Source organism: Burkholderia mayonis (genome assembly GCF_001523745.2).
In the GTDB taxonomy this organism is placed as follows: domain Bacteria; phylum Pseudomonadota; class Gammaproteobacteria; order Burkholderiales; family Burkholderiaceae; genus Burkholderia; species Burkholderia mayonis.
In genome coordinates this window covers 2,042,305-2,065,124 of record NZ_CP013387.1, presented here as the reverse complement: position 1 = coordinate 2,065,124, position 22,820 = coordinate 2,042,305, and the positions used below count along the sequence as shown (strand labels likewise).

The 22,820-nt window shown below is 62.9% G+C and carries 35 protein-coding genes; 10 read left to right on the top strand and 25 right to left on the bottom strand.

Features of this window, described 5'->3' with window-relative positions; genetic code table 11:
- Positions 1–103: 103 nt before the first annotated feature.
- From WS70_RS27970 to WS70_RS27855, 24 genes are all read right to left on the bottom strand, one after another.
- Positions 104–628 (bottom strand): phage major tail tube protein, encoded by a 525-nt coding sequence (locus tag WS70_RS27970; RefSeq protein ID WP_059598237.1) that lies wholly within the window; start codon positions 626–628, stop codon positions 104–106.
- Between the two features lie 2 nt (positions 629–630).
- On the bottom strand, positions 631–2,064 hold the full coding sequence (locus tag WS70_RS27965) for a phage tail sheath subtilisin-like domain-containing protein (protein WP_059598238.1): 1,434 nt from the start codon (positions 2,062–2,064) through the stop codon (positions 631–633).
- 3 nt (positions 2,065–2,067) lie between these two features.
- The gene (locus WS70_RS27960) at positions 2,068–2,313 is read right to left on the bottom strand and encodes a hypothetical protein (protein ID WP_059598239.1); all 246 of its coding nucleotides are present in this window, start codon (positions 2,311–2,313) and stop codon (positions 2,068–2,070) included.
- Positions 2,310–2,774, bottom strand: coding sequence for a Gp37 family protein (locus WS70_RS27955; RefSeq protein ID WP_059598240.1), 465 nt, complete (start codon positions 2,772–2,774; stop codon positions 2,310–2,312). Before WS70_RS27955 ends, WS70_RS27960 begins: the two co-directional genes overlap by 4 nt.
- Complete coding sequence (locus tag WS70_RS27950) at positions 2,774–3,277, bottom strand: gp436 family protein (protein WP_226382880.1); 504 nt, start codon at positions 3,275–3,277, stop codon at positions 2,774–2,776. Before WS70_RS27950 ends, WS70_RS27955 begins: the two co-directional genes overlap by 1 nt.
- Complete coding sequence (locus WS70_RS27945; protein WP_059598242.1) at positions 3,228–3,560, bottom strand: DUF2190 family protein; 333 nt, start codon at positions 3,558–3,560, stop codon at positions 3,228–3,230. The genes WS70_RS27950 and WS70_RS27945 overlap by 50 nt, the downstream gene beginning before the upstream one ends.
- Positions 3,561–3,634: 74 nt before the next feature.
- A complete protein-coding gene (locus WS70_RS27940; protein WP_059598243.1) occupies positions 3,635–4,558 on the bottom strand; it encodes a major capsid protein in 924 nt (307 codons plus the stop codon).
- Between the two features lie 45 nt (positions 4,559–4,603).
- Positions 4,604–5,722, bottom strand: a complete 1,119-nt coding sequence (locus WS70_RS27935; protein WP_059598277.1) for a hypothetical protein — start codon at positions 5,720–5,722, stop codon at positions 4,604–4,606.
- A gap of 214 nt (positions 5,723–5,936) precedes the next feature.
- The gene (locus WS70_RS27930; RefSeq protein ID WP_059598244.1) at positions 5,937–6,464 is read right to left on the bottom strand and encodes a phage virion morphogenesis protein; all 528 of its coding nucleotides are present in this window, start codon (positions 6,462–6,464) and stop codon (positions 5,937–5,939) included.
- Positions 6,461–7,267 carry a phage head morphogenesis protein gene (locus tag WS70_RS27925; RefSeq protein ID WP_226382877.1) on the bottom strand — a complete coding sequence of 269 codons (807 nt, stop codon included), beginning with the start codon at positions 7,265–7,267 and terminating at the stop codon, positions 6,461–6,463. The genes WS70_RS27930 and WS70_RS27925 overlap by 4 nt, the downstream gene beginning before the upstream one ends.
- A gap of 22 nt (positions 7,268–7,289) precedes the next feature.
- Positions 7,290–8,765: a DUF935 domain-containing protein gene (locus WS70_RS27920; RefSeq protein ID WP_059598246.1), complete on the bottom strand. Its 1,476-nt coding sequence runs from the start codon at positions 8,763–8,765 to the stop codon at positions 7,290–7,292.
- A complete protein-coding gene (locus tag WS70_RS27915; protein WP_059598247.1) occupies positions 8,762–10,264 on the bottom strand; it encodes a terminase large subunit domain-containing protein in 1,503 nt (500 codons plus the stop codon). Before WS70_RS27915 ends, WS70_RS27920 begins: the two co-directional genes overlap by 4 nt.
- On the bottom strand, positions 10,261–10,806 hold the full coding sequence (locus tag WS70_RS27910; protein ID WP_059598248.1) for a DUF3486 family protein: 546 nt from the start codon (positions 10,804–10,806) through the stop codon (positions 10,261–10,263). The genes WS70_RS27915 and WS70_RS27910 overlap by 4 nt, the downstream gene beginning before the upstream one ends.
- A gap of 1 nt (position 10,807) precedes the next feature.
- A complete protein-coding gene (locus tag WS70_RS27905) occupies positions 10,808–11,140 on the bottom strand; it encodes a hypothetical protein (protein WP_006485389.1) in 333 nt (110 codons plus the stop codon).
- Complete coding sequence (locus tag WS70_RS27900) at positions 11,137–11,475, bottom strand: hypothetical protein (RefSeq protein ID WP_059598249.1); 339 nt, start codon at positions 11,473–11,475, stop codon at positions 11,137–11,139. The genes WS70_RS27905 and WS70_RS27900 overlap by 4 nt, the downstream gene beginning before the upstream one ends.
- A complete protein-coding gene (locus WS70_RS27895) occupies positions 11,472–12,071 on the bottom strand; it encodes a hypothetical protein (RefSeq protein ID WP_059598278.1) in 600 nt (199 codons plus the stop codon). The genes WS70_RS27900 and WS70_RS27895 overlap by 4 nt, the downstream gene beginning before the upstream one ends.
- A complete protein-coding gene (locus WS70_RS27890) occupies positions 12,068–12,679 on the bottom strand; it encodes a transglycosylase SLT domain-containing protein (protein ID WP_059598250.1) in 612 nt (203 codons plus the stop codon). Before WS70_RS27890 ends, WS70_RS27895 begins: the two co-directional genes overlap by 4 nt.
- A gap of 2 nt (positions 12,680–12,681) precedes the next feature.
- The gene (locus WS70_RS27885; RefSeq protein WP_021158467.1) at positions 12,682–13,029 is read right to left on the bottom strand and encodes a putative holin; all 348 of its coding nucleotides are present in this window, start codon (positions 13,027–13,029) and stop codon (positions 12,682–12,684) included.
- Between the two features lie 66 nt (positions 13,030–13,095).
- Positions 13,096–13,320 (bottom strand): hypothetical protein, encoded by a 225-nt coding sequence (locus WS70_RS27880; RefSeq protein WP_059598279.1) that lies wholly within the window; start codon positions 13,318–13,320, stop codon positions 13,096–13,098.
- A gap of 100 nt (positions 13,321–13,420) precedes the next feature.
- Positions 13,421–13,801 carry a hypothetical protein gene (locus tag WS70_RS27875; RefSeq protein WP_159082985.1) on the bottom strand — a complete coding sequence of 127 codons (381 nt, stop codon included), beginning with the start codon at positions 13,799–13,801 and terminating at the stop codon, positions 13,421–13,423.
- Positions 13,802–13,815: 14 nt separating this feature from the next.
- The gene (locus WS70_RS27870) at positions 13,816–14,352 is read right to left on the bottom strand and encodes a hypothetical protein (RefSeq protein ID WP_059598252.1); all 537 of its coding nucleotides are present in this window, start codon (positions 14,350–14,352) and stop codon (positions 13,816–13,818) included.
- The gene (locus tag WS70_RS27865; RefSeq protein WP_059598253.1) at positions 14,333–14,521 is read right to left on the bottom strand and encodes a hypothetical protein; all 189 of its coding nucleotides are present in this window, start codon (positions 14,519–14,521) and stop codon (positions 14,333–14,335) included. Before WS70_RS27865 ends, WS70_RS27870 begins: the two co-directional genes overlap by 20 nt.
- 73 nt (positions 14,522–14,594) lie before the next feature.
- On the bottom strand, positions 14,595–15,365 hold the full coding sequence (locus WS70_RS27860; protein WP_059598254.1) for a hypothetical protein: 771 nt from the start codon (positions 15,363–15,365) through the stop codon (positions 14,595–14,597).
- Entirely contained in the window at positions 15,362–15,790 is a 429-nt protein-coding gene (locus WS70_RS27855; protein WP_059598255.1) for a helix-turn-helix domain-containing protein, read from the bottom strand. Before WS70_RS27855 ends, WS70_RS27860 begins: the two co-directional genes overlap by 4 nt.
- Before the next feature lie 125 nt (positions 15,791–15,915).
- On the opposite strand from WS70_RS27855, the gene WS70_RS27850 reads away from it, so the two are divergent.
- Positions 15,916–16,098, top strand: a complete 183-nt coding sequence (locus WS70_RS27850) for a DNA-binding protein (protein ID WP_059598256.1) — start codon at positions 15,916–15,918, stop codon at positions 16,096–16,098.
- A gap of 45 nt (positions 16,099–16,143) precedes the next feature.
- Here the strand turns inward: WS70_RS27850 and WS70_RS27845 are convergent, their stop codons facing one another.
- Entirely contained in the window at positions 16,144–16,380 is a 237-nt protein-coding gene (locus tag WS70_RS27845; protein WP_059598257.1) for a hypothetical protein, read from the bottom strand.
- 120 nt (positions 16,381–16,500) lie between these two features.
- Here WS70_RS27845 and WS70_RS27840 point away from each other — a divergent pair, with 120 nt between their 5' ends.
- The 9 genes from WS70_RS27840 (at position 16,501) to WS70_RS27800 (ending at position 22,782) form a co-directional block, all read left to right on the top strand.
- The gene (locus WS70_RS27840) at positions 16,501–16,980 is read left to right on the top strand and encodes a hypothetical protein (RefSeq protein WP_059598258.1); all 480 of its coding nucleotides are present in this window, start codon (positions 16,501–16,503) and stop codon (positions 16,978–16,980) included.
- On the top strand, positions 16,977–17,282 hold the full coding sequence (locus WS70_RS27835) for a helix-turn-helix domain-containing protein (protein WP_021158474.1): 306 nt from the start codon (positions 16,977–16,979) through the stop codon (positions 17,280–17,282). Before WS70_RS27840 ends, WS70_RS27835 begins: the two co-directional genes overlap by 4 nt.
- A 12-nt stretch (positions 17,283–17,294) precedes the next feature.
- A complete protein-coding gene (locus WS70_RS27830; protein ID WP_059598259.1) occupies positions 17,295–18,206 on the top strand; it encodes a DUF3102 domain-containing protein in 912 nt (303 codons plus the stop codon).
- Between the two features lie 17 nt (positions 18,207–18,223).
- Positions 18,224–20,023 carry a DDE-type integrase/transposase/recombinase gene (locus WS70_RS27825; protein ID WP_059598260.1) on the top strand — a complete coding sequence of 600 codons (1,800 nt, stop codon included), beginning with the start codon at positions 18,224–18,226 and terminating at the stop codon, positions 20,021–20,023.
- Complete coding sequence (locus WS70_RS27820; RefSeq protein WP_108034086.1) at positions 20,020–21,234, top strand: ExeA family protein; 1,215 nt, start codon at positions 20,020–20,022, stop codon at positions 21,232–21,234. The genes WS70_RS27825 and WS70_RS27820 overlap by 4 nt, the downstream gene beginning before the upstream one ends.
- A 1-nt stretch (position 21,235) precedes the next feature.
- Entirely contained in the window at positions 21,236–21,565 is a 330-nt protein-coding gene (locus WS70_RS27815) for a hypothetical protein (RefSeq protein WP_059598261.1), read from the top strand.
- Positions 21,562–21,813, top strand: a complete 252-nt coding sequence (locus WS70_RS27810; protein WP_059598262.1) for a hypothetical protein — start codon at positions 21,562–21,564, stop codon at positions 21,811–21,813. The genes WS70_RS27815 and WS70_RS27810 overlap by 4 nt, the downstream gene beginning before the upstream one ends.
- On the top strand, positions 21,807–22,046 hold the full coding sequence (locus tag WS70_RS27805) for a hypothetical protein (RefSeq protein ID WP_059598263.1): 240 nt from the start codon (positions 21,807–21,809) through the stop codon (positions 22,044–22,046). Before WS70_RS27810 ends, WS70_RS27805 begins: the two co-directional genes overlap by 7 nt.
- A gap of 118 nt (positions 22,047–22,164) precedes the next feature.
- Positions 22,165–22,782, top strand: coding sequence for a DUF3164 family protein (locus WS70_RS27800; protein WP_059598264.1), 618 nt, complete (start codon positions 22,165–22,167; stop codon positions 22,780–22,782).
- The last annotated feature ends 38 nt before the right edge of the window (positions 22,783–22,820 follow it).

The following is a 22,820-nucleotide window of genomic DNA, read 5'->3' as shown; positions in this document are numbered from 1 at the left end:
GAGCACACATTGTCGACACGCGCGCGATAGCTGTATCGAGGAGAGAATTAAAAAAGGCCCGCCGAAGCGGGCCAAAGTCGAGGACGACTGCTCAGGTGTGGGGTTAGCCGCCGATGTTGGCGCGGAAGTCGGCGAGCATGTCTTCGCCGCCGACGCGGAAGATGTTGGCCATATAGTCCAGCTCCAGCACTTCCTCGCCGTCGATAACCTGCTTGATGTAGGTCGCGCCGAACGACGAGCTGAAATCGGCGTTCTCGTGTTGCTTGAACGTGCCGAGCGGATTCTTCTTGAACATCACGGTCAGGTACGTCACGAGGCTGACTTCCTGCACACGGCCTTGCGCGCCGTACATCTCGATGCTCGATCGGCATTGCAGCGCAACCGCCTTGAACGGATTGGCCATCGCCTTCGCCACGTCGGCATAGAGCGAGTTCCACTTGATCTCGCCCTCGAGCTTGTCCAGGCCGCCGGGCAGTTCCACCTTGCCGATCATGCCGAGTGCCTTGTGCTCGGCCATGATCGCCTGGACGTCCGGCAGCTTGATTTCTTCGGCCTTGCCAAGCATCGAATTTCCGCTCAGATACACGTTGGCGTTCGTGATCCGATTGATTTTGACGCCACCCGCCATGATTAGTTACCTCCCTTCAGGGTGAGCAGATACTCCGAGGTGATCTCGGTTTCGTAGGTGAGCCGCTCGAGCGGCGGGGGCACCGTGTACTTGTAGCTGATGAGCAGATGGCCGGCAGACAGCTCTTCCTTCGGATTGCGCGCCGGGTCGAACCATGCCTTGAAGCCGAGCAGCGCGCCGTCACCGATCAGCTTACGGGCGAATCCGTTCACCGACTCGACGATTGAGTCGATGACCGCCTGATCGATCGGCACGTCCGTGAATTGCAGGCTGAAGTAGCGGATGGACTCGTTGATGACGTCGCCGGTGCGTCGCACGTTCTCGAAGTTCCGCATGTGCGTGACTGTCGGCCATGCAGCCGTACGATTGCCCCACAGGCGCAAGCCCGAGCCATACGAGTTGAACACCGTCGTGATGCCTTGCTCATTGAGCATGTTCACGTCCGACTTCGGATCGTCGATCATGGCCGACAGCGGCCGCTCGACGCCCGTCACGCCGAGGAGCTGCTGATTCGAACTCGACCACCAATAGCCTTTGTCCAGGTCGACGCGTGCCCGCAGACCCGCCGCGCGCGATGAGAGCGGCTCCAGCCGGTCGGCATTGGTCGTCGCATCGTAGACCTTCACGTGCGGATAGCAGAGGCGTACGCGGTCGCTGGACGTGTTGAAGTTGATCGTGCCCGCCGGCCCGCGTCCAGCCAGCGCCTGCGCGAGCGTGGTGCCGATCGGCGCATCGACGTACGCGATCGCGCCGAGCTGCACGGCTATCGCTTCCAGCTCGACCGCAACCGAGTTTTGCGTGCAATACGCCGGGGCGATCAGGATCTTCGAGAAATAGCCGTACAGGTTGTACGTATCCTTCAGCGCCTTCATCCCCGTGCGCATGCCGGCCGCATTCACCGCGCCGATGATGTCGGCGGCCGTGACCTTCGTCGGGTCCGCGTAGTCGTAGGTCGCCTTGGCCGCCGTCGCGCCAGCCGGAATCGCGCCGGTCTTGATCCGCGTGATGATGCCGCTGACGAGGTCGACGGCGTAGTCGGTGCCTTCGGCATACGTCGCGCTGCCCGAGTCGTTCTTCAGCACGAGATTCGATGCGGCCGGATGCGCGAGTTTGGCTCGGCCCGTTGCTGCGTCGAACGTGACGGGCTCGCTCGGCGCGTTGCTCTTGTGCACCGCCGGATCGAGCACATTGATCACGATCACCGTCCCGCTGCCGTAGTCGTAGACCGCATCGAGCGCTTGCGGGATCGTGAAACCCGTGAGCTGCGGCCCGAACTGCGCGGCGTCGACGTCGGACAGCGACTGCACCGGCGTATTAACCGGCCCGATCGGCGCCGTGCCGATTAGACCGATGACGGCCGATTTCACGACCTTGACGGGCCGCGAGCCGGTTTCCTTTTCGATGGTTTCGACGCCATGCAAGTAGTTTGCCGCCATCGCTCACACTCCCTTCGCGACGACCGCGTTGTCCGCGGTCTTCGGTTGATCATCCATCGCGCCGGTGCGCGCGGGCTTGGCGGGCTTCGTCGACGCGGGCGTCAGATAGCCCATCGCCAACAGTGTCGCCGTGTACTCGTGCCCCTCGGGCAACTCGACTTCGGCGCCCGTGTGAAGCATCACTTCCTGGACGTTCTCGCCGTCATGCAGCGTGACGCCGCTGGTCGGTCCGCTGTACTGGTATTTCACGATTCCTCCTCATAGGTAACTTGCGTCAACAGCGGTCCTTCATTCGGCTCCGCGTCCTCGACAATCACGGCGCCCGCCGAAAACTCGATCACGTACTGCCACAAGCCGGCCGACTCCCCGAGAAACTTGTCGCTGACCGCCGCAAGCTTTTTGCAGTCCGGCGGGCGGAAACCCACCAGGGCGGTGCGAACGTGATCGAGCACGTCGATCGCACCGCCGCGGCCGTTGAGCTGGCGCAGCACGATCGCAACCGCGAACTTCACCCGCCGCGGCTGAACAACCATGTCGGTGTCGACGGTCGTGTCGTACTGGCTGCCCGGATAGCTGACCAGCAGCGCGCCGACCGCATGGTTGAGCCGGTAATCGTCCGGACGCTCCGGGAAGTACTCGGTCACCAGCGCCGGCAGCTTCAAGCGAAGCCGCGCGACAACGGAGTCGACCATTTCAAGCGTCGTCGCCATCAATAGCGCTCCAGCAGGTCCGAACCGAACTCGCGACGGCGCGCGCGTACTTTCATTTCGCCGGGCTCCGGCGTCGCCGTACCGCTCGGGTCACCGATCGTCAGCTTGTTGTCGCGAATCTTTTCGAGCATGTGCATCGACGCCTTGAAGGTCTGCGACACGGTGTCCGGCAGTGCGGCGCCTTCCGGTCGGCGGGCATACAGCCAGTGCCGGGCCAGATTGACCGTGACATCCTTGATGACCGTCGGCACCGGCGACAGCGGCAGGTTGTAGCGACCACGCAAGTGCGCGTCGACGATCTCCTCCGCCTGGCGCACGGCGCTTTCGACGATGTCGGAATTGATCGTCGTCGGCGCCGGTGCGCCGTAATCGGTGGTCGTGTCGTTCGTCAGCTCGATGAGCGTCCGTTCCGGCACGGCCACCTTCAGGTCGGCCAGCGTGCAGTAACGCACGTCAAATGCCCCGCAGGATGCGAATGACGTCGCCAGCAGCCGTCGCGGCATCGAGCGCGTAGCCGTTCGACGCGCCCGTCGCCTTCGGAATGGCTTGGCCGGCAGCGTCGGCCTCAACCTCGGCGTGCTCGTCGACCGGCGCACCGGCCATGACCAGGATGACGCCGAGCAGGTTGACCGACGCTTGCTCGCCGACATCGGCGGTCGTTTCGGCAACGCCGAGCGCCTTCGCGCCGGCTGCGCACACGCCACCATCGAAGCCGACGAACTGGAAGCGGTTCAGGCCGGCGGCAGCGGTAACGGAAGTGGTAAGGATCGGTTGATGCGTTTTCATGAGTCATGTTCCGTTCGGGTGGGTCTCGCCCGAGGGCGAAACGTGGTCAGTACGGGATTCGGCGCGTCGCGCGATCAGCCGTTGATGCCCGAGATCAGGTAGCCGGCGTCTGCGCCGAGCAGGTACGGACGGAAAATGTCCGTGCTGCGTACCAGTTCGAGCTTGCCGTCCTCGACACGCGTGTCGACGACCGGATTGCCTTTCTTGCGCAGCGTGTAGCCATACGACGGCTCGTATGGCGTGCGCTGCTGGCTGCCGCGCTGCAGGGGAACGTAGGCGAGCACGATGTTGGCGCCCCAGATGTCGGTGAAGCGGTCGCGATCATCGGCGTAGATCGCCTCGCCGACCACGACGTTCTCGACCTCGAAGATTTCCTTCAGCAGGTCAGCGGTCACGATGCCTTTCATCGAGTACTTGATCTTCTCGATGAGCTGCGGGTGGTTCTTCAACGTCTTGTAGGCCGACGCACCGATCACCATCGTGTTCGGCCGGCGGCCGATCTTCGTGCGGATCGCTTCCTTGCCGTCTTCGACGACGCCAACCGGATCGCTGCCGGCCGCGGTGAATTTCTCGGCCGCGGTGAGCTGTTTCTTGTTGGTCGCCGCGTAGCTGTTCGGGTTTTGTGCGAGGTCCGCGGTCATCTTTTCCCGGCGCAACTGGATCGCTTCGGTCGCAGTCTGGACGGCGGCCTGTTCCAGCGGAAACGCCGATTCCTGGTCTTCGCGGTAATCGATCGGATACTCGAGGTCGTGTTCGTCGAGGATCACGTCGACGCTACCCAGGTCTTCCGGATTCATGCGGTTCGACTTCGCACGCAGCGCACGTTCCGTCTTGTAGAGGCGAAACGATTCCTTGCCGAACTTCGGAATCTTGCCGCCTTCCTTTTCCACTTCGACGATCGGAAACAGGCTCTGGCCGATGAATTCGGCGTTCGTGTAGCCGATCGCGAGATTCGTCAGCACCGGGTCGACGATTCGCAGTTTCGAGAGACGTCCCATCATTTCTCCTGGCTCAATGGCCTTTGCAGTGGCTTTCGCCGGTGGTTAGCGGATCACCGCGTTTGCGGCGGCCGCGTAGTCGACGTTGTGCTCGCGCATGTACGCGCGAATGCGGCCGTCCAGCTCGGCGCGCTTCGGATCGACGTTCTCGCCGTAGTCGACGGTGTCGGCGTCCGTCGTCGTCACGCCAGCGCGTTCGCGCGTGGCGTGCTCACCGAAGTCGACGACCTTCGGCAACTCGCCGAGAAACGACCGGAATGCGGTCGCCAGTGGTTGCTTGGCATCGCCTTCGCCGAACTCGAACGGCTCGCGCGCGGCGAAATCGAGCACCGCGACGACCGCATCCTTGTGCTTCGGTGCGAGCGTGCCGCCGGTGACGAGCTGCTCGGCATACGACACGTGCTCGCCGTGGCGGCGATCGTCCGCTGCCTTGCGTTCACGCGCCTGCGCGTCGGCGAGCTGCTGCTTGAGCTGGTTGTTTTCGGCCTCCAGGGCGGCCCTTTCTTCGGGGGTCACTGCGGCGTTCTCCTGCTGAGTGGTGGTGGGTTTGGTTGCCGAGCCGCGCTCGGCGAATGCGCTGGTCGGCGCATCGTCTTGCCGTGCGACTTCGCGGATCGATTCGATTTGCCAGTCGGGAATGACCAGGTCAGCCGTGTCCTGGCCGAATTGCGTCAGCAGCCATTCGCGCAGGCGACGCCAGAGGCCGGCGTTCAGCTCCTGGCCCCAGTCGCTGAACTCGACAACACCCTCGTTGCCGTCGCTGAAATTCACGTCGCGCAGGCCCTTCAGCGCCGGCGGCTGCGCGCCGAGAAAGCCGACGTGGCGCAGGTAGTAGACGCCGGGCGTCGGGTTGTGCGGCGAATCGGGGTGATAGAAGCTGGCGCTGATCTTCTTGAAGCGCCCAACGCTGACGAGTTCGGCGAACGCCGGATCGACCTGGGTGGGCTCGGCCTGCAGGTTGCCGGCCGACGCCGAGAGAGAAGCGACCCAGCCCCACGCCGGCGCGTTGTCGCGCGGGTGGCCGATGACGATCGGCGCTTCGTGGACCTTCGGGTCGTATGCGGCAGCCGTCGCGGCGAGATCCGTTTCGGCGAACTCAAGCACGCGACCGCTCATGTCGGTCTGTGTGCCTGCCCGGAAAATGTGGAGTGGTTTCGCGTTCATGCCGCCCATCATCGGGCGGCGAACGGGACGGGTCTTTTAATCGGCTTTACGATTGAACCGGGGCTGTACGCGCGATGTAGGGAGCGCGGCGGGTTCGAACCAAACCCATAAAGCCTTTATAAAACTTTACGAGGCAGCGTCAGGGTGCTGAGGCTATCGTTGCGCGCCTCGGGTGGTCCGGAGGCGCGCAGAGCGCGATCGGCTCGTCGACAGGTTAGCGGCGATTCGCTGCGCCCATCAAGTGACGCAGGATGGTGTTGAGCACCGGCTCAACCGCTTCAGGTTGCAGCTCGCCATCGGCAGTAACGGGCAACCACGGCCGAGCGGGAATCGTGACCTTCAATCCGCGGCCAGCTTGCCCGCCGAACTGGTGAATCGCGGCGTACTCCTTGTTGCTGCCAATGACAGCCGAATTGTCGTCGTGATCGGTCGAGACGCTCGCCGCCATTTGCCCGCTGTCCTGCAGGATCATCAATCCGGCCTTGCGACGCGACGCGGCCGCCGTCAGCTCGCCGTTTTTCTTGTACGCCTTCTTGCCGCCTACGCGCATATGAATCGTCGCGTCCGACAGCGCTTGCCAGCGCGGCCGCCCCTGCGCGGCGAAGTTGTCCTCGGTGACCAGCACGAGGGCCTGCGCGATCTTGCGCATCGCGCCGGCCTTCTGATGGCCGGCTTGTTCGAGCTGGAGCAAGCGCGTGCGCAGAGCCGAGTCATCGATCTGGAATTTCACGAAATCGCTCATTGCAATTCCCTCCTGGCGATCGTGCCGAGATCACCCGTGTATCGAGACAGGTCAGGCTGCCACGCCGCGGCGCCGGGGTTGTAGCTCCAGCCGACGTCCGGCGACACGACGATCTCGCGACGCGTGACCGGGTCGATGGTGCGGAACGTCGCGACCTCGCGCATCTCGCCGGTTTTCTCGTTGACCAGCTTGAGCGTCTTGCCGAGGCGGTCGCTGGCCGCCTCGACCTTGATGCCCCGCACGATGATCTCGTCGTGCGACAGCGCAACCACGCGGCATCGGCAGCCCCAACCGTTCGGCGGATAGAACGACTGCCAGAACGGATCGTCGTATCGGAACACCTTGCCGTTCATTGCCCGATGGCTCGGGCGCGTGCGGCTGTCGAGGATCGACACGTACATCCAGTACGGCCGATCGTCGACGTTCGCCATTTGCTCGGCGTAGCGGCCGGCCATGTAGGCGGTCTGCAGGTTCGTCCGGTAGATCGTCTGCAGGCGCCACGGGCTGCCGAGCTGAACCTGGCTGACTTCGCCGGTGTCCTGGTCAACGTGCTCCTGCTTTCCCCACCAGCCTTTGGATTGCAGGACGGGCGTCAGCTCCTTCGTGAACCAGCGCAGCGTCTTGCCCTCGCTGATCGCGGTTTCGACGGCGTTGCGGATGTCCTGCAGGATATCCAGGCGCGTCACCTTGGCGACGGTGAACGCCTTGGCCTGCGCGTCCTGCCAAAGCTCTTCCCAGTCCCACGTGATCTCGTAGCCCTTGCTGCGCAAATACTCGATCGCCTTCTTTGGCGGGAGCTTCATGCAGTAGCCGAGATCGACCGCTTCAGGCATGGAGACGCCCCCAGAGGTTCGCGACGAAGATCGCGCGGGCAAGCCGCTCCTGCAGCGCGTCTGCGTCGAGGTTCGGATACAGCTCGGCGAGCATGCCGAGCAGCTCGTCGGCACTCGCTCCGTTCGCAATCCGCTTTAAAAGCGGTGCGACCAGCGCCTGTGCGTCGGCATTCAGGTCGCGCGCGGACAGCGTGTTCAGCGCGGCGTCGAGCGCATCCTGGTCGGGTGCTTCGAACTCTGCGAAGGATGCGGCGCCGACCGCGTCGACGGCGGACACCGGCAGTGGCCGCTCGTCCAGGTCGCCATCCTGCAGGTTGTATGCGCGCTTGAAATACGCTGGCGTGAAGCGCGCACCGGCGTGCGTGAGCTTCTCGTCGCGGCCGGCCTGGATCTCGTCGACCTGCTCCTGCTCCCACATGTCGAAGACAGGCCGATCGGCGCCGTCAAAGTTCAGGTCGCAAATCCAGCGAATCAGCATGTTCATCGCCTCGCCGACGATCGCCTTGTCGCCGTCGCGAATGTCGTCCGTCACCTCAAGCCCGGCCTGCGCGGACGCACGATTGGACGTCGCCTCGGTGGTCTGGTTCTGCCCGAGCAAGGCAATCGACACCTCGCCGCGACAGAAGTGCAGCAGGCGTTCGTAGACGTCGGCGCTACCGGACTTGCCGGCCGCTTCCTTGATCTCGATGCTGGAATCGTCGGGAATGACCGCGACGGCGTCCTGCACCATGTCGTCCAGGCGGTCGAGCAGCAGGTTGGTTTCGGCGTCCGACGCGCTACGCGGATGCTTTCCGACCAGCATCGGCGAACCGTACTTCTCGGTGAACTGCACCCAGAATTTGAGGCCGCCTTTCTTGAACGTGGTCGGCCAGAAGCACATCGACAGGTCCGGGAAGCCGTACGGATTCAGGTACGTCGCCTCCTGGCGCGGCACCAGGAACTTGCGGGCCGGCAGCTCTTCGCCCTGCACCCAGTGATCCTTGCTTCGAAAGCGGAGCTGGTTGTCCGGGTCGTAGACGAACCAGTCGGCCGGCTTGCCGACGACGTCGATCGGCACGATGTAGTTGCCGACCTTGCCCCAGGTGATTTCCATCGGCTGATAGCCGTACAGAACGGCGTCCAGCATTTCGGTGATGATCCGGGACAGGTCGAGGTCGGCGAAGACGTCGGCGATCGACTTCGCGACGCGACTCTTTGACTTGCCACGGTCGAGGCCCCATTCGAGCGCCTTCACGGCCGCCTTGCGGCGGCGCACACATCCGCCGACGTGCGCATCCGCGCGCAGCTCGCGGTAGACGCGGATGTCCTTACCGAGCGCCTTGAGCACCGGGTCCGGATTCGGCAGGTACATGCCGAGCGCGAAGAAATCGATGCTGCGCGCGCGCGTCGCGATCTGCGACGACAGCGACTTGTCCGGCTCGCCGAACTTTACAAACTCGGTGGGGCTGACCCACAAACCCTTGCTCATGCGTAACCCTCTGTCATTCGGACGCTGGAACGGCGCCGCCGCGATTTGGCGGTCACCGGCCCCTTGTTCAGTTCTCGGCTCGCGTAATACGCAAGCGCCACCGCAATGGCAGCGTCGCCGTGGCGCTTGCCGTCGTCCTGTCCAGTTGTGCGCACGTCCGGGACGCGCGGCACGCCCTTGATGACCTGCACGGCGCGCAGGTCGGCGAGCACGTCGGCATCTTTCGGAAGGCCGTCGAGCGTGCCGTCTTCGAATGCGGCCTTCACGGGCGGCATGTGTTCGCGATACCACGACTCCGACAGCATCACTTGCTGGATGCGCGACGCGCCGTAGCGCTGCATGGCGATCTCTGCGAGGTACTGGCCGTTGCCGCGCGCATCGAAGGCGCCGCCCGTGAAGCGCGGAAGACGGTCGAGCAGGTAGAAGGCGATTTGCTCCTGCTGTCGGAACGGCACATTGCGCAGCTCGACGATGAACGGCACGCGACGGATCAGGTTTTGTTGTTCGATCAGCGGCACATGGACCGTCAGGTCGCCCGTGCGGCCGAAGTCCTCGCCGTTGTACGAACGGGCATCGGCCGGGAGCGTCGTGAGCAGCGGGCCGAGCGTCGCGTCGAGCCAGTCCCGGCATTCGGCCGCGCGAATGTGATCGGGAAGCACCTCGAAACCCTGCTTGCAGGCCCAGCGCAGCACCGGCGTATCGGACGACATGCGCAACTCGATCAGCGCGCGCGAGAGCCATGCGCCGCCGCTGTTCTTCGGCACGCAGTCCAGCTCTTCCTCGGCATCCGCGCCGTACGACGCGCGAATGTCCTTGACCCACTTGGCTTCGCCCTCGGCCGTCCAGGCTTCGTTCTTGCGCAAGCAAATTCGCTGGTAGAGCCCGTCACGAACCGCGTCTTCGAACGTGATGCGATGCAGGCTGTACGGCTTCTTATCGGAGCGAACATCCGTGACCAGCTCGTTGAACGCGTTGTCGACGCCGTCGTGTGTCGAAATGATGTGAACCTGACCGCCCCACATCAGCAGCGCCATCGCCGCCTTCAGCAGCTCGCCGAGCTGCTCGTGGAACGCTGCCTCGTCGATGATCACGCGGCCTTGCTTGCCGCGCAGGTTCGACGGGCGCGACGACAGCGCCGTCACGCGAAAGCCCGACGCGAAGCGGATCACGAACGCGAGGATCGACTTGTCGCCGTCCTTGTCCTGAAAGACTTCCTCGGTTTCCTCGATCTCGTCGGCCGCGAGGCTGTAGAACTTGGCCCAGTCGGCGCAGTCCCGGATGAACTCCTGCGCCATGTCCTTGTTGTAACCGACGTACCAGACGTCCATGCCGCGCTGGCTGGCTGCGAGCAGCGCCGAATCGGCCGCTTCGCCCCAGGACAAACCGACGCGGCGCGACTTCTCGCACACCTTGACGGGCGACGTGTCGGCGGCCCATTTCTGCTGATACGGCAGCAGGACGGCGGGCGCCCGATCTGCACGGGTTTCGACGATCGTCATCCGGCAATCCCGAGAATCTGACGACGGATCGCGTCTGCCGCGTCATCGGACAGGCCGCCGCTCTTGACGACCTTGTCGACGGCCGCGGCTGCCGCTTCCGCGCGCGCCTGCACCTCCAGGCGGAATTTCTTCTGGTTCACGCTCGCGCGGGCCAGCGTCGCGATGTTCTTCGCGGCCTTCGACAGCAGCGCAATGCGTTCGCCCGGATCAGCGTCTTCGTCGGTCGCTTCCTGCAGGTTGACGATCGATTCAAACATCTCGGTCTGCACGAGCGCGATGACGGCTTCGGAGCGCGCGTCCTGGTCGTCGGCGGCGCCTTCGGTCAGGATGCGTGCGGCTTCCGTGCTCGCCTTGATCGCGGCGAAGCGGCGCTCGATGCGCTGCCCGTACCGATGGATCGCCGACTTGCTGATCTGGTAACCCTTGTCGCGAAGCGTTTGCTCCAGCTCCTGGTAGCCCGTGAAGTTGCCCTCGACGAGCGCGCTTTCGAGCCATTCGCGCACGGCCTTCGGTAGGCGTTGCACGCCGCTGCTGCGCCCCATGTCACTGGCTCCAGTACTTGGCCGGCCGCGCAATGCCCGGCTCGCAATCGATCGTGTACTCGGCGATGTCGACGCCGTAGCGCGTGAGGTCGCCCCACCAGCGGCCGGACGGTTCCTTGCGCAGCTTCACCAGCACGCGATCGGCGAGGTAGTCCAACTCCTTGCGCACTTCAAGCGCCGTGATGTCGGCGAAGATCGAGCGCATCGTCATCTGGATCACGTCCTCGACGACTTCCTCGGGTCGCGCGTTGTACAGCGCCAGAATCAGATACCAGCGCAGCGATTCGCGGCGTACCTTGGCGTGGTCGATTCCCAGCGGATTGGTGGGCGTCATTGATTTCCCCGGAGTTGTAAGTTTTCGAATCTGAGCGCGATCGCGTCGAGCTTGGCTTCGATGACCGTCTGGTTGCGCACGTAGTCCTCGCGGCGCACGTACTGGAGCGGTAGATCCGCCTGAAATCGCAGAAAGTCGCGCTCCAGCCGCGCCGTGTAATCGGCTTGCCGCGTGAGCTGCTTTCCCAGCGTCTCGAGCTGGTCCTCTTGTCGCTTGTCGCGGGCGCTCTGCTGACGCTCGATTTGCACAAGCAATACCTTGCCGGCCGCGATCAGCAAGCCGATGAACGTCGCGAGCATCGACACCAGTTGCCAGAATTCCACCTGTAACGTCACCGCGTTTCTCCCTCGATGTAGTCGATCAGCTTGTTCAGTTGCGATTCGATGTCGCGGCTGCGGCGGCTGGCGTCGACGTGGTGGGCGAGGATGTCGTCCTGGCGTACCCCGGAATCAAGGGCGTCATCGGTGCCGGTCGGCGTAGCAGCTCCGGCGACAGCACCGGTCGCGGACATACCAGCGGCGCCGGCGGTGGCGTTCCACACGCCGACAAAGCCGACAGTGAAAACGCAGCGAGGCAAGTCCTGAAGAGGCGCATCCGGCGCCGGGCGGTATTGGCTCGTGACACTGGGAATTCTCCGTTTCAGTTCGTCGACTTCGAGCGCGTGCCGGGCTTTCTCGGCGAACAGGTCGCCCGCCAGCGCCGCCGCGCGCTGCGTCTCCGCGCGTTCCTTGATGCGCGCTTGTTCGACGGCGTCGCGTGCGCCGTCCGCATACTGGCGTTCGAGCTTCGCGACCTTCGCGTCGCCGGCGAGCGCGCCCGCGTGGTAACCGCCGAAGTACGCGATCGCGCCGGCGGCGATCGCGCCGATCGCCGCGGCGCCGACAGCGGCGACGACGCACTGGCCGCGCGAAAGCAAGACAGGAAAGTTCATGAGCATGCTCCCGGCCCGAACCCGGCCTTCACGTAGCGCGGTTCGAACGTGCGCAGGATCACGCGCGGGTAGCCGCGGTTCTCGCGGAACGCCGCCGCATGTCGGCCCGCGTTGAACCGCTCGACATGGCTGAACCAACGTTGCCGATCGGCGCCAGCGGCGGCCGTCACACGCTGATCGCGATAGACCCAGCCCAGGCCGCCGTTATAGGCCGACAGCGTCATCGCCATGCGCTCGCATGCGCCGGCTGCCGTGATGCGTTCCCAGAGGTGCCGGTCGTAGCGCACGAGCGCACGAATCGACCAGGACGGGTTGAACGGCTGCGCCTCGCCCAGCTCGGCCGGGTAGGCACCCGCAATCCAGTCGACCGTTGACGGCATGAACTGCGACATGCCACGGGCACCAACGACGCTAACGGCATCCGCGCGCCAGCGGCTTTCCTGGTGGATTTGCGCCGCGAACGACGAGACAGGCGCATCGATGCCCCAGACGGCGCGCGCGTTGCGCGTCAGCTCGGCGCGATACGTCAACGCTTCGGCCGGCACTTGCGCGGCGACCGGTGCGGCGGCGCCGAGCAGCGCGACGACAAAGGCGATCAGCGCGCGCATGATCAGAGGCCCAGCGCGACGCCGACCACAACGCCGAGCACGATCACCGCCCGCCGCAGCATGGCCGCGGCAAACACCAACTCGTACCCGGAAACGACGCGAAAATCGGCGTCGAGGGGCGCTTCGAGCGAGCCGTATCGCCAGTCGTGTTCGAGGTAGCTGTCCGGGCGCGCGTACGGGAAAAGCCCGCGATCGAGCCAGTACGCGACGACGGCCGCGAGGCTCACGAGACTCAGTTTGTAGAGGGCGACGGGCAGTTGCTGCGGCGAGAAAAGCGCGATGGCTGCAACGAGGATGATCGCGGCGACGAGCCAGCTCGTCAGCCGCGGGAAGCGCTTGATGAAGGGCATATGACCTCCCGTAGTGGATATGCTGTCATCTTGGACGGCATGCACGGGTAGGTCTTTTAATCCGCTTTAGGGGCCGCTCGCGGAAGCGTTTTTACGCTGCAGGCCGTCGCGAAACAGCAGCCCACCAACGTTGACGAGTACGCTCACATCGTCGTCGGTCAGGTGTTCAAGTGCGAGGTCGATCCAGCCAGCGAGCAGCGCGATCGCGTCGTCTGCATCCTGCGCGTCACCGATTACGTCGAGAATCTTCGCCTGACGCTCGAATGCGGCTATGACGGGATGAATGTTCATATCGGACTCCACCGCACGGAGCATCCAGCATAGGCACACATACGGCCGGTAGCAAGTCGAATCAGAAGCTAGAACTTGAGAAGCTCACCCGATGTGCGTCTTAGCTTTTCGCATTCTTTCTCGCTTTGGTCTTGGCCTCACGCTCCGAAGCAAGACGAATTTTGCCCTCGATGATCGCAATATCTTGCGTGACGAATTTTTCGTGCTTCGCGGCGGAGAGATGGGGCTGTTCGCGAGCGATGCGCGTAGGCGTGTTTGCAACAAGCTTTGCGAATTCATCCATCGCCTCAGCGAAGCGCCCGGCCTTCTGCAAATAAAGCGGCAGCCGCAGCCAAGTCTCTACAGGATATGACACCGGCGATATTGCCATTCGTCGATGCGTCTCTTTCAAACATGCAATCGCCTTATCCAAGTCCCCCGTATCTGAAAAACGTGTTGCTTCGCGAAGCAATTCAGACGTTTCAATATCCTTTGCAAACATTGTTTCCTCAATTCTTACGGCTTTTGTGCGCGCAACAAGTACTCTCGAAAATCGAAAAGCTGGGAGAACACGCGTTGCCAGAATCCCACCTTCGCAAGGTCGGCATCCGCGTATCCCATCGCCCGCATTTGCTCGTTGTGGCAAATCACGTTGAGCACGTGCAGGACCGGCGGCTCCTCGGCCTCGATCGTCAAACGTTCCCCGCGCACCGCCAGCAACACGGCATCATCCGGCACCGACAGCGCCATGCGCTTTTCCAACCCGATGAACTGCCGGGAGAAATCCGCATGCGCCCGCGCGCGTTGCGACGATCCGACTACCAGATTGATCGCGGACAGCACCGTGACGAGCCCGGCCGCGACGAGCGCGACCGCCTTGTATTGCTGTTCGAGCACGCCGTAGACCGCCGTCGACCCGAAGATCACCGACAGCATGTTGGTCATCTGGTCGAGGCGATCGAAAAACGCGCGGCGGCGGTTGTGGTAGCGGATAGACCGGCGAATGTCGAAGAGCTGGTTATGCCACTGCAGTTCAAGACTGGTCGTTCCCATTGCTGTTATCCCGTGTCGGCAGCGGCGGAGGCGGCGGCAGCGTGTTGACCACTTCAAAACCCTTGTTGAGATCGCCGTAATCACGGCGCTCCCCATGATCGACGCTGTCGTATACCGGCACGCCCTTGTTGTTGGAATCGGAATTCGGGTTGTTCTTCGGATTGGTCATTTTGCTGTCTGCTGTTTCGAGAAGGAATTAATGCTCGTTGAGATTCGGGTTGGTCGATGCGCCCGGTCGATCATCAGCGCTTGCGCCGCGCCGTGAGATCACGCCACATGCCGGGTTTGCCGTCTGACGTCACAACGCATTCGATGTCGGGTGCGTCCGAGTTATCGATGATGGCGCCTACCGCGTACGTTTTCCCCGCGTACTGGCATCCGCCGAATGCTGCCTGGAGCTGGCCGATCGTCTGATGGCTGGTCCAGCCGTAGTAACCGAGCACGGCGATCCCCGCGAGCGCTGCGAACAGCGTGATTTTCAGTGTCGTTCGGGTGGACGCGAGCTGCGCCTGGGCGAGTTGAAGTTGCGGAGACAAGTCGACGCTACGGCTTTCGACGGGAGCTGGGCGGATGGATTCCGGTTGGGTCTCGCTTGGCGTTGCCTGCTTGATCGCCACGCGGTTTAACCACGACGACAGGTATTGCTCAACATCGAGGTATCTATCGCTACGAATCCATTTGACCCGCTTCGCGCCAGCGCGGGCCAGCACTGCACGGGAAATCTTGAGGACGTCATTCCCGGTCGCGTCCGCGATCTGGCCAACCAGCTCCATGATCACGCCTTTCTGATGGTTCGTCACGAACTCGACTGGTTCCTTTGAACCGAACTGAAGGTTCACGACATTGCTGTTTGAGATCGGCACGCCGTGGTTGACGATGTCCCGGCCAGCAATGTTTCCGATTGCGCCGGCATGCACATGTACCGAGCGATCGGCGATGTGTGCCTCTCCGGCCTGTATGGCTTGTCCGACTCGCTTGTTGAACTCCTGTTTCCCGTTAGCGTCATTGGTCATTTTCTCTTCTTGCCTTTACCGAAAAAACTGATTCCCTGCTGATCGAGGCCCCCCTCGACCTTTACGGCCTGCCCTACTGATCCGTGAAAGACCTGTTCCTGACGGGTCGCGCTCTTTGTCGTGCTTGCGGCCGTAAGCGCACCGATTGCGGCGGCTTTGACTTCAAGCGACGCTGCCCGATATCGCGAGACGAGTTCTTGCTCATCGGGCGCTAACGCCATCGACGACCGAATTGCCCCGACGATGTACTGGACATCAGCCCCGACACGCATGATTGCCGCGAGGTAGCTAGCGTCCGGCGAACGCTCGCCTTTCTCGTACTTGATCTGCGATTGCTTGGTCACTTCCGCCAGCGCCCCGAATGCCGTCTGGCTATACCCCAATCGCTCACGCTCTTCGCGCAGGCGCTCGCCTATCGAATCCATACGATTACCCAATTTGCGCTTGACAGGTAATCAAACGCATACCATACTTCACTCACAAACAGCGGCGAATTCACCGGCAAAGATGCTTCGCCACTGTCTCCCTCGAACCACCACGGAGGCTAACCGTGACTGTACCCAAATTCAAAGCCTGGCTCCGCAGCCAAGGCAAAACCATCCGCCAATGGGCCGAAGAGAACGAGTTTCCGCCCAGCGCCGTCTATCGCGTCCTCAACGGCGTCGACAAGGCGCATTTCGGCCGCGCGCACGACATTGCCGTCAAGGCCGGCATCAAGCAAACCGCCGCCTGAGGCGAATCATGCGCGACGCCTTCGGCTTCCGGTTCGACAGCCCGATCATCGGCAGGATCTCGCTTCGTCCAGCATCTGCACCATCTGCAGGACGACGTCGCCGCCCCGAGCCTGTATTTGGTCCGGCAACTGGCGACGGGCAGCACCAAAGCGGCGCAGCGCCTGCGAAAAGCGTACGCCGTCGACGCAGCCTTGTTCTTCGAGGTGGCCGATGAGTCGAAGCATCGTCTGCCCAACAGCATCTACTCGTGCCGCCAACTCACTGAAATCCGAGTCCGTCATGGAACATTTTTCCCGTAAGAGTAACCGCTTTTCATTCTACGAGTCGCAACGTTGTTGCATAGGCGCAAAACGGGAATTTGTTTGGAATCGGCCGGAAACCGTTCTGAATGGGGATTCCCAATGAGCCGCCGCAATTGGAAACGTATTCAGCCGCATAGCCTCCGGCACGCGCTAGAACTCTGCAAAGAGCATGCACGCGAGCGGCGCAACCTCAGTGTCGAGCGAATCTCCGAACACATGGGGCTTGCCGACCACTGGACCCTCTACAAGTGGTTCCAGTCAGGCCGCATGCCGATCTCGCTGATCCGCCCGTTCGAAGACGCCTGCGGTGCCGATTTTGTTACTCGCTGGGTCGCAGCCAGCGCCGGCCGTCTGATCATCGACATCCCGACCGGTCGCGATGCCACGGCTGAAGACATGCAGGTCTTGCAGCGCACGCTCAACGCGGCCGTTGGACAACTGCTCGACTTCTACGCCGGCTCTGCCAACGCCGACGAAACGATCTCGACGATTCAGCAAGCAATGGAGGGGCTCGCATGGCATCGCGGCAACGTTGAGCGCCATGTCCAACCCGAGCTCGACCTGGGGGCGCCCGAGTGACCACGAACGCAACCACGAAGTCCGCCGAGAAAGTGTTGGAGGTTCTCAACGTCCTGCTCGGTCATTTCGCGCACGGTCTGACGCCGGGTGAAGTCGCCAAGGCGACGAACCTGTCGCCTTCGAACATCACGCGCTACGTAGCGACGCTTGAGGCGATGGGATTCGCCGAGCGGATTCCTGAGACGGGGCGGATTCGACCGTCCGTGAAGCTGGCGCAACACGCCGTAGGCATCTTGCGCAGCTTGGATAGCGCCCGCGCTCGCATTGATGAAACCGAAAACCGCTTGAAGAAGTACGTCTAACTGGAGAAGGCTATGGGCCGCAAAACTCAAGAAACTACCGCCGTTCCCGCGGACAACACCCTGGAGGTTCTTCCTGCGCTCACCGACGCAGCGAACAAACTCGCAGCACGCTCCAGCGAAATTTCGAAGCAGTTCGGCGATGGCTTGCCGTACGAGCGCCATCGTGTTGTGAACGAGGCCCGCTTTTACATGGCGCAATCCGCTGAAGCGATGCTGGAAGCCGGTAAGCGCCTGATCCTTCTGAAGGAGAACGAGCCGCATGGGGAGTTCATTCAGATCGCCCAGGAACAACTCGGGCTTCCGCATCGAACAGCCGCCCGAATGATGCAAGCCGCTGTCAAGTATTCATCGCCGACGTTAAAGGCAAATCTGCCAGCGCTGGCACATTTGGGAAAAACGAAGCTCTTCGAGCTGATGACGGAGGATGACGAAGAGCTGGCGGCGCTCGCGGACGGCGGCACGATCGCCGGGATGGACCTCGACGATATCGACCGCATGACCAGCCGCGAACTGCGTGCCGCGCTTCGGGAAGCGCATGAAAACGCCACGGCACAGGCCCGCCTGCTGTCCGACAAAAACGCGAAGATCGACGAGCTGGCCGCGAAGAAAACGCGCGTCAAGCGGGTCACGCCGGACCAGGAAGGCGCGGAAATCCGCAAGGAAACCAGCGCGATCGCCTTCGAAGCGGAGTCGGTCATTCGCGGCAATCTGCGTGCCGCGTTCGAAACCCTCGCTCAGCACGCCGAGACGAACGGTGCGCCGCACGACGACTTCATGGCCGGCGTCCTAGGTCAAATCCAGTTGTCGCTCAACCAGCTTCGAAGCGAGTTCGGCGTCAAGACCGCTACGGACGGTGACGACGTCCCGCAATGGCTGCGTGATACGGCAACTGCGGCTGACGACTACTCACGCGCCGCTATCTGACTCGGGGGCCCGCGACGATGAGTGCCGTCTTGAACGAACGCATTGTGGCTGTCGCCCAGGCAGCGCGCGCGGCCGGCCACGGCAAGAAAGGTGCGATCTACAACGCGGCCTGCCGCGAGCTGGGCCTGTCTTTCACCACCCTGATGCGCAAACTGAAGGAAGCCACTGTGACCACGCAACGCAAGCGCCGTGTCGACGCCGGTCAAAGCTCGCTGACGCGTGACGAAGCCATGCTGATTTCCGCGACGCTCATCGAGTCGACCCGGAAGAATGGCAAGCGCCTGTATTCGGTCGGCGACGCGGCCCAGACCTTGCACGCGAACGGCATGATCCGCGCGGAATTCCTCGACGAGTCCACGGGCGAGCTGCGGCCCTTGTCCGATAGCGCGATTCAACGCGCGTTGCGCATGTACGGCGTGCATCCCGACCAGTTGCTTGCACCGGCCCCGGTGACCGAGCTGGCGAGCCTGCATCCGAATCACGTATGGCAGATCGACGCGAGCCTGTGCGTGCTGTACTACCTGAAGCCTGCTGCTGACGCCCGTGCGAACGGACTTCGTGTGATGGATCACGCCGAGTTCTACAAGAACAAGCCGAAGAACCTCGCCCGGATCGCTGCCGATCGCGTGTGGAGCTACGAAATCTCCGACCACGCGAGCGACTGGATTTACACCGAGTACGTGATGGGCGCGGAATCAGGTGAAAACCTCTGCTCGACGCTCATTAACGCAATGCAGGAACGCGGCGGCGCCGACCTGCTGCATGGAGTTCCGCGCATTCTGATGCTTGACGCGGGCTCGGCGAACACGGCCTCCATGACGCGCAATCTGTGCCGGTCGCTCGGTATCGAGCTGATCGTACACAAGGTCGGCAATGCACGCGCCACGGGACAGGTGGAAAACGCGCGGAACCTCATCGAGCGCAAGTTCGAACCGGGCCTCAAGTTCCAACCGGTGACCAGCCTCGACGAACTGAATGCGCTCGCGAAGCGGTGGCGCGTGCACTTCAATGCAACCGAAACGCATAGCCGCCACGGCGCTACGCGTAGCGAGGCGTGGATGCGCATTACCGCCCAGCAACTGATCAAGGCCCCGTCTCTCGACGTCTGCCGCGAACTGGCGGTTGCCGCGCCGGAAAGCCGAAAGGTCACGCCGAAGCTGCGCGTGTCGTTCCGTGGCGAGGAATACGACGTGTCGTCGGTGCCGGGCGTCATGGTCGGCGAGAAGCTGATGATCACGCGCAATCCGTGGCGCGACGATGCCGCACAGGCCGTCCTGACGGGCGAAGACGGACACGAGACGTTCTTCGTTGTCCCGGTCGTGACGCGTACCGAATTTGGCTACGCCGAGAGCGCCGCGGTGATCGGCGAAACCTACCGCCGTCATGCCGATACACCGGCGCAACACGCGCTCCGTCAGATTGAGCAGCTCGTTACCGGTACGTCGACGGCTGCGGAGGCTGACGCGGCTCGTAAAGGCAAAGCACTGCCGTTCGGCGGCCGCCTGGACCCGTACAAGCACCTCGACGAAGCTGATCTTCCGACGTACCTGCCGCGCCGCGGCACGGAACACGACCTCGTTGCACCGCGCGTCGAACTGGCACCGCTCACGCTGATCGAGGCGGCAAAGCAGATCAAGGCGGCTGTCGAAGCTGCTGGCGTTGACTGGAGCGCTGACCGATTCCGCTGGCTGCAACAGCGCTATCCGGACGGCGTACCGCAAGAGCAGCTCGACGCGATCGTCGCCGAGCTTACCGGCCCGCGTGCGGGTCAACAGCAACCGCTGCAGCTCGTACGCGCAGCGGCAGGAGGTCAATGATGTTGATCCTGAAAAGCGTTCTGCAACGTGCCTCTATCAAGCAGGCAGAACTTGCGGAGCACCTGAATCTGTCGCAGGCCGCGGTCGCCCAGATTGTGAATCACGGCGTATGGCCGCGCAGCCTCGACGACCTCGACCTGCGGGAACGAATTCTCGACTACCTGGAGAACAAAGGGGTGTCGGACGCGGGCTCAGGTGTTTTCGACGAAATGAAAAAGGTGGGTGGCCCGACCGATGTCTTGGCGGATACGACGGGCCACCCGGTCTCCCAGCCGAACAGCAATACCGATCTCAACCAGGAGGAATCCATGTTACTGCGCAAACAGGTTCTCGCACCAGCTACCCGTAAGCACTTCGGCCTGTTCCGTGACCCGTTCGCGGATGACATCGAGTCGCACGAAGACATGTTCGTCAGCCCCGATATCCGCTACGTGCGCGAGGCGATGTTCCAGACCGCGAAGCATGGCGGGCTCCTCGCCGTCGTCGCGGAATCGGGCGGCGGCAAGACGACGCTGATGCGTGACCTCGAAGACCGCGTGATGCGCGAGAGCCACCCGATCATCGTCATCAAGCCCTACGTGCTCGCGATGGAGGACAACGACCAGAAAGGCAAGACGCTGAAGGCGACGCACATCGCGGAAGCGATCATGGCCGCCGTGGCCCCGCTGGAGAAGGTCAAGAGCAGCCCGGAAGCCCGCTTCGCGCAACTGCACAAGGCGCTGAAGGAAAGCCACGCGGCGGGCTACCAGCATTGCCTCGTGATCGATGAGGCTCACGCGCTGCCTATCGCGACGCTCAAGCATCTGAAGCGCTTCTTCGAGCTGGAGATGGGCTTTAAAAAGCTGCTGTCCATCATCCTGATCGGCCAACCCGAGCTGAAGGTCAAGCTGTCCGAGCGGAATCAGGACGTCCGCGAAGTCGTGCAGCGCTGCGAAATGGTCGAACTGGCGCCGCTCGACGGCCCGCGCCTGGACGAATACCTCCGGTTCAAGTTCGGCCGGCTCGACAAGCCGGTCAGCGACGTGATCGACGCGAGCGGCGTCGAGGCGCTGCGCGCGCGGCTCACGATGACCGGCACGCGACGCGATCGCGCCGAAACGGTGTCGCTCCTGTATCCGCTCGCGGTCGGCAACCTCCTGACGGCCGCAATGAACCTCGCCGCCGGCCTGGGCGTGCCGGTCGTCAATGCAGACGTGATCAAGGGAGTCTGACATGGGTGCCATCGTGCAAATGAAACTCTCCGCCCCGCGCGGTCTGCTGCCTGATGGCACGCGGGTGTTCGACGCGGAGTGCGTCTCGCGTCTCACGCTGCTGAACGCTTGCGCGCGGGCGCTGCGCGGCCTGGGCTATCGAGTGCTCTCGGAAGAGATCGCGCCGCGCGACGGCGGCCGGCCGACGATTCAGATCGGCCCGTACCTCGCGAAGTCATCCGACGTGCTGCGGAAGCGTGCGGGCGGCGTCACTGTCCATCGGCAGGGCAATCGTCAGTTTGCCTACGTCGTTTTCATGAGCGTTCGCGTGACCTGGGAGATCGCAGCATGAACCCATTCCTTGGCCCGCGTCGCGGTGACGTGCAGACGCAGTACCGCTCGGCCGGCGGTCGCATCTTCATGGTGCGTCACTTCGACCGCGTGAAGTGCGAAGCCGCATTGAAGGTGCCGTATCTCCAGAAAACCGTTCGTCGCGCAGTGCTCGCACGCCTGAAGAAGCTGCGAGCGTTCGATCGGGAGTTTGCGCAAGAGTCGGCCCGTCAGGTAGACGCGCATGTCACCGGAGAAAAGAAATGCTGATCATCGAACTCGAAGATCGCGGACAGGATTTCACCGAATGGAAGTGCGACGAGAACGGAATCGTTGTCGAGTGCAGCCCGTTTCAGGGCTGGCTTTGGGAGGGCGTACGTGTGATTGGAGCGACCGACCTGAGCCGCGGTGATGTCGTCGACTTCGTCGACAAGCAAGGCCGGCTCCGCACGCTGAATTACCGCGTCGCGCGCGTCACACAACCACCGGTAGGTCGGCTATGAGCGACGTCGTCATCATCTGCGCCGGAATCGTCTTTCTCATCTGCCTCTGTCGCAAGGAAATACGCCGCTGGTGGACGAGCTAGTCAACCTTCAACCATTCACCAATTGGGAGCAACACATGGACCAGAAACAGATTCCGAACGGTTACTGGCAGGACGCGAAAGGCTGCCTGATCCCGGAAAGCATGATCAAACCGATCGACCGCGAGCGCGATCGACTCGTTCGCGAGCTGGCGGACGAAGCCAAAACGAGATCGAAGGGGCTCGTCGACCTGAAGGCTCGAATCTTCGGCGATATCTCGGCCTTCATCGACCTCTCCGCCGAAGAATACGGCTCGAAGGTCGGCGGTAAGAAGGGCAACGTCACGCTGTACTCGTTCGACGGTCGCTATCGAATCCAGCGGGCCATCCAGGACCGCATCGCGTTCGACGAGCGCCTGCAGGCCGCCAAATCGATGATCGACGAGTGTCTGCGTGACTGGACCACGGACGCCCGCCCCGAGATTCAGGCGATCGTGACGCAAGCGTTTGCGACGGACAAGGAAGGCCAGATCAACACCGGCCGCGTTCTCGCGCTGCGTCGCCTGGACATCACCGATCCGCGCTGGCTCGAAGCGATGCGGGCAATCGGCGAGGCGCTGCAGGTGATCGGCAGCAAGTCGTATGTCCGCGTCTACGAGCGCGTCGGCGACACCGATCAATACGTGCAGATTCCGCTCGACATCGCGAACGCGTAACCGAGACACCGAGAAATTTCGCTGGCCGCGAGCGTCTC

Coding starts and splice junctions, on each gene's coding strand:
- WS70_RS27830 (WP_059598259.1), top strand. CDS start 17,295: ATGGGCCGCAAAACTCAAGAAACTACCGCCGTTCCCGCGGACAACACC.
- WS70_RS27945 (WP_059598242.1), bottom strand. CDS start 3,560: ATGAAAACGCATCAACCGATCCTTACCACTTCCGTTACCGCTGCCGCC.
- WS70_RS27810 (WP_059598262.1), top strand. CDS start 21,562: ATGAACCCATTCCTTGGCCCGCGTCGCGGTGACGTGCAGACGCAGTAC.
- WS70_RS27915 (WP_059598247.1), bottom strand. CDS start 10,264: ATGACGATCGTCGAAACCCGTGCAGATCGGGCGCCCGCCGTCCTGCTG.
- WS70_RS27805 (WP_059598263.1), top strand. CDS start 21,807: ATGCTGATCATCGAACTCGAAGATCGCGGACAGGATTTCACCGAATGG.
- WS70_RS27930 (WP_059598244.1), bottom strand. CDS start 6,464: ATGAGCGATTTCGTGAAATTCCAGATCGATGACTCGGCTCTGCGCACG.
- WS70_RS27885 (WP_021158467.1), bottom strand. CDS start 13,029: ATGCCCTTCATCAAGCGCTTCCCGCGGCTGACGAGCTGGCTCGTCGCC.
- WS70_RS27800 (WP_059598264.1), top strand. CDS start 22,165: ATGGACCAGAAACAGATTCCGAACGGTTACTGGCAGGACGCGAAAGGC.
- WS70_RS27845 (WP_059598257.1), bottom strand. CDS start 16,380: ATGACGGACTCGGATTTCAGTGAGTTGGCGGCACGAGTAGATGCTGTT.
- WS70_RS27825 (WP_059598260.1), top strand. CDS start 18,224: ATGAGTGCCGTCTTGAACGAACGCATTGTGGCTGTCGCCCAGGCAGCG.
- WS70_RS27920 (WP_059598246.1), bottom strand. CDS start 8,765: ATGAGCAAGGGTTTGTGGGTCAGCCCCACCGAGTTTGTAAAGTTCGGC.
- WS70_RS27815 (WP_059598261.1), top strand. CDS start 21,236: ATGGGTGCCATCGTGCAAATGAAACTCTCCGCCCCGCGCGGTCTGCTG.
- WS70_RS27925 (WP_226382877.1), bottom strand. CDS start 7,267: ATGAAGCTCCCGCCAAAGAAGGCGATCGAGTATTTGCGCAGCAAGGGC.
- WS70_RS27860 (WP_059598254.1), bottom strand. CDS start 15,365: ATGACCAATGACGCTAACGGGAAACAGGAGTTCAACAAGCGAGTCGGA.
- WS70_RS27955 (WP_059598240.1), bottom strand. CDS start 2,774: ATGGCGACGACGCTTGAAATGGTCGACTCCGTTGTCGCGCGGCTTCGC.
- WS70_RS27880 (WP_059598279.1), bottom strand. CDS start 13,320: ATGAACATTCATCCCGTCATAGCCGCATTCGAGCGTCAGGCGAAGATT.
- WS70_RS27965 (WP_059598238.1), bottom strand. CDS start 2,064: ATGGCGGCAAACTACTTGCATGGCGTCGAAACCATCGAAAAGGAAACC.
- WS70_RS27950 (WP_226382880.1), bottom strand. CDS start 3,277: ATGCCGCGACGGCTGCTGGCGACGTCATTCGCATCCTGCGGGGCATTT.
- WS70_RS27940 (WP_059598243.1), bottom strand. CDS start 4,558: ATGGGACGTCTCTCGAAACTGCGAATCGTCGACCCGGTGCTGACGAAT.
- WS70_RS27875 (WP_159082985.1), bottom strand. CDS start 13,801: ATGTTTGCAAAGGATATTGAAACGTCTGAATTGCTTCGCGAAGCAACA.
- WS70_RS27865 (WP_059598253.1), bottom strand. CDS start 14,521: ATGACCAATCCGAAGAACAACCCGAATTCCGATTCCAACAACAAGGGC.
- WS70_RS27935 (WP_059598277.1), bottom strand. CDS start 5,722: ATGAACGCGAAACCACTCCACATTTTCCGGGCAGGCACACAGACCGAC.
- WS70_RS27855 (WP_059598255.1), bottom strand. CDS start 15,790: ATGGATTCGATAGGCGAGCGCCTGCGCGAAGAGCGTGAGCGATTGGGG.
- WS70_RS27870 (WP_059598252.1), bottom strand. CDS start 14,352: ATGGGAACGACCAGTCTTGAACTGCAGTGGCATAACCAGCTCTTCGAC.
- WS70_RS27840 (WP_059598258.1), top strand. CDS start 16,501: ATGAGCCGCCGCAATTGGAAACGTATTCAGCCGCATAGCCTCCGGCAC.
- WS70_RS27820 (WP_108034086.1), top strand. CDS start 20,020: ATGATGTTGATCCTGAAAAGCGTTCTGCAACGTGCCTCTATCAAGCAG.
- WS70_RS27905 (WP_006485389.1), bottom strand. CDS start 11,140: ATGACGCCCACCAATCCGCTGGGAATCGACCACGCCAAGGTACGCCGC.
- WS70_RS27890 (WP_059598250.1), bottom strand. CDS start 12,679: ATGCGCGCGCTGATCGCCTTTGTCGTCGCGCTGCTCGGCGCCGCCGCA.
- WS70_RS27970 (WP_059598237.1), bottom strand. CDS start 628: ATGGCGGGTGGCGTCAAAATCAATCGGATCACGAACGCCAACGTGTAT.
- WS70_RS27910 (WP_059598248.1), bottom strand. CDS start 10,806: ATGGGGCGCAGCAGCGGCGTGCAACGCCTACCGAAGGCCGTGCGCGAA.
- WS70_RS27895 (WP_059598278.1), bottom strand. CDS start 12,071: ATGAACTTTCCTGTCTTGCTTTCGCGCGGCCAGTGCGTCGTCGCCGCT.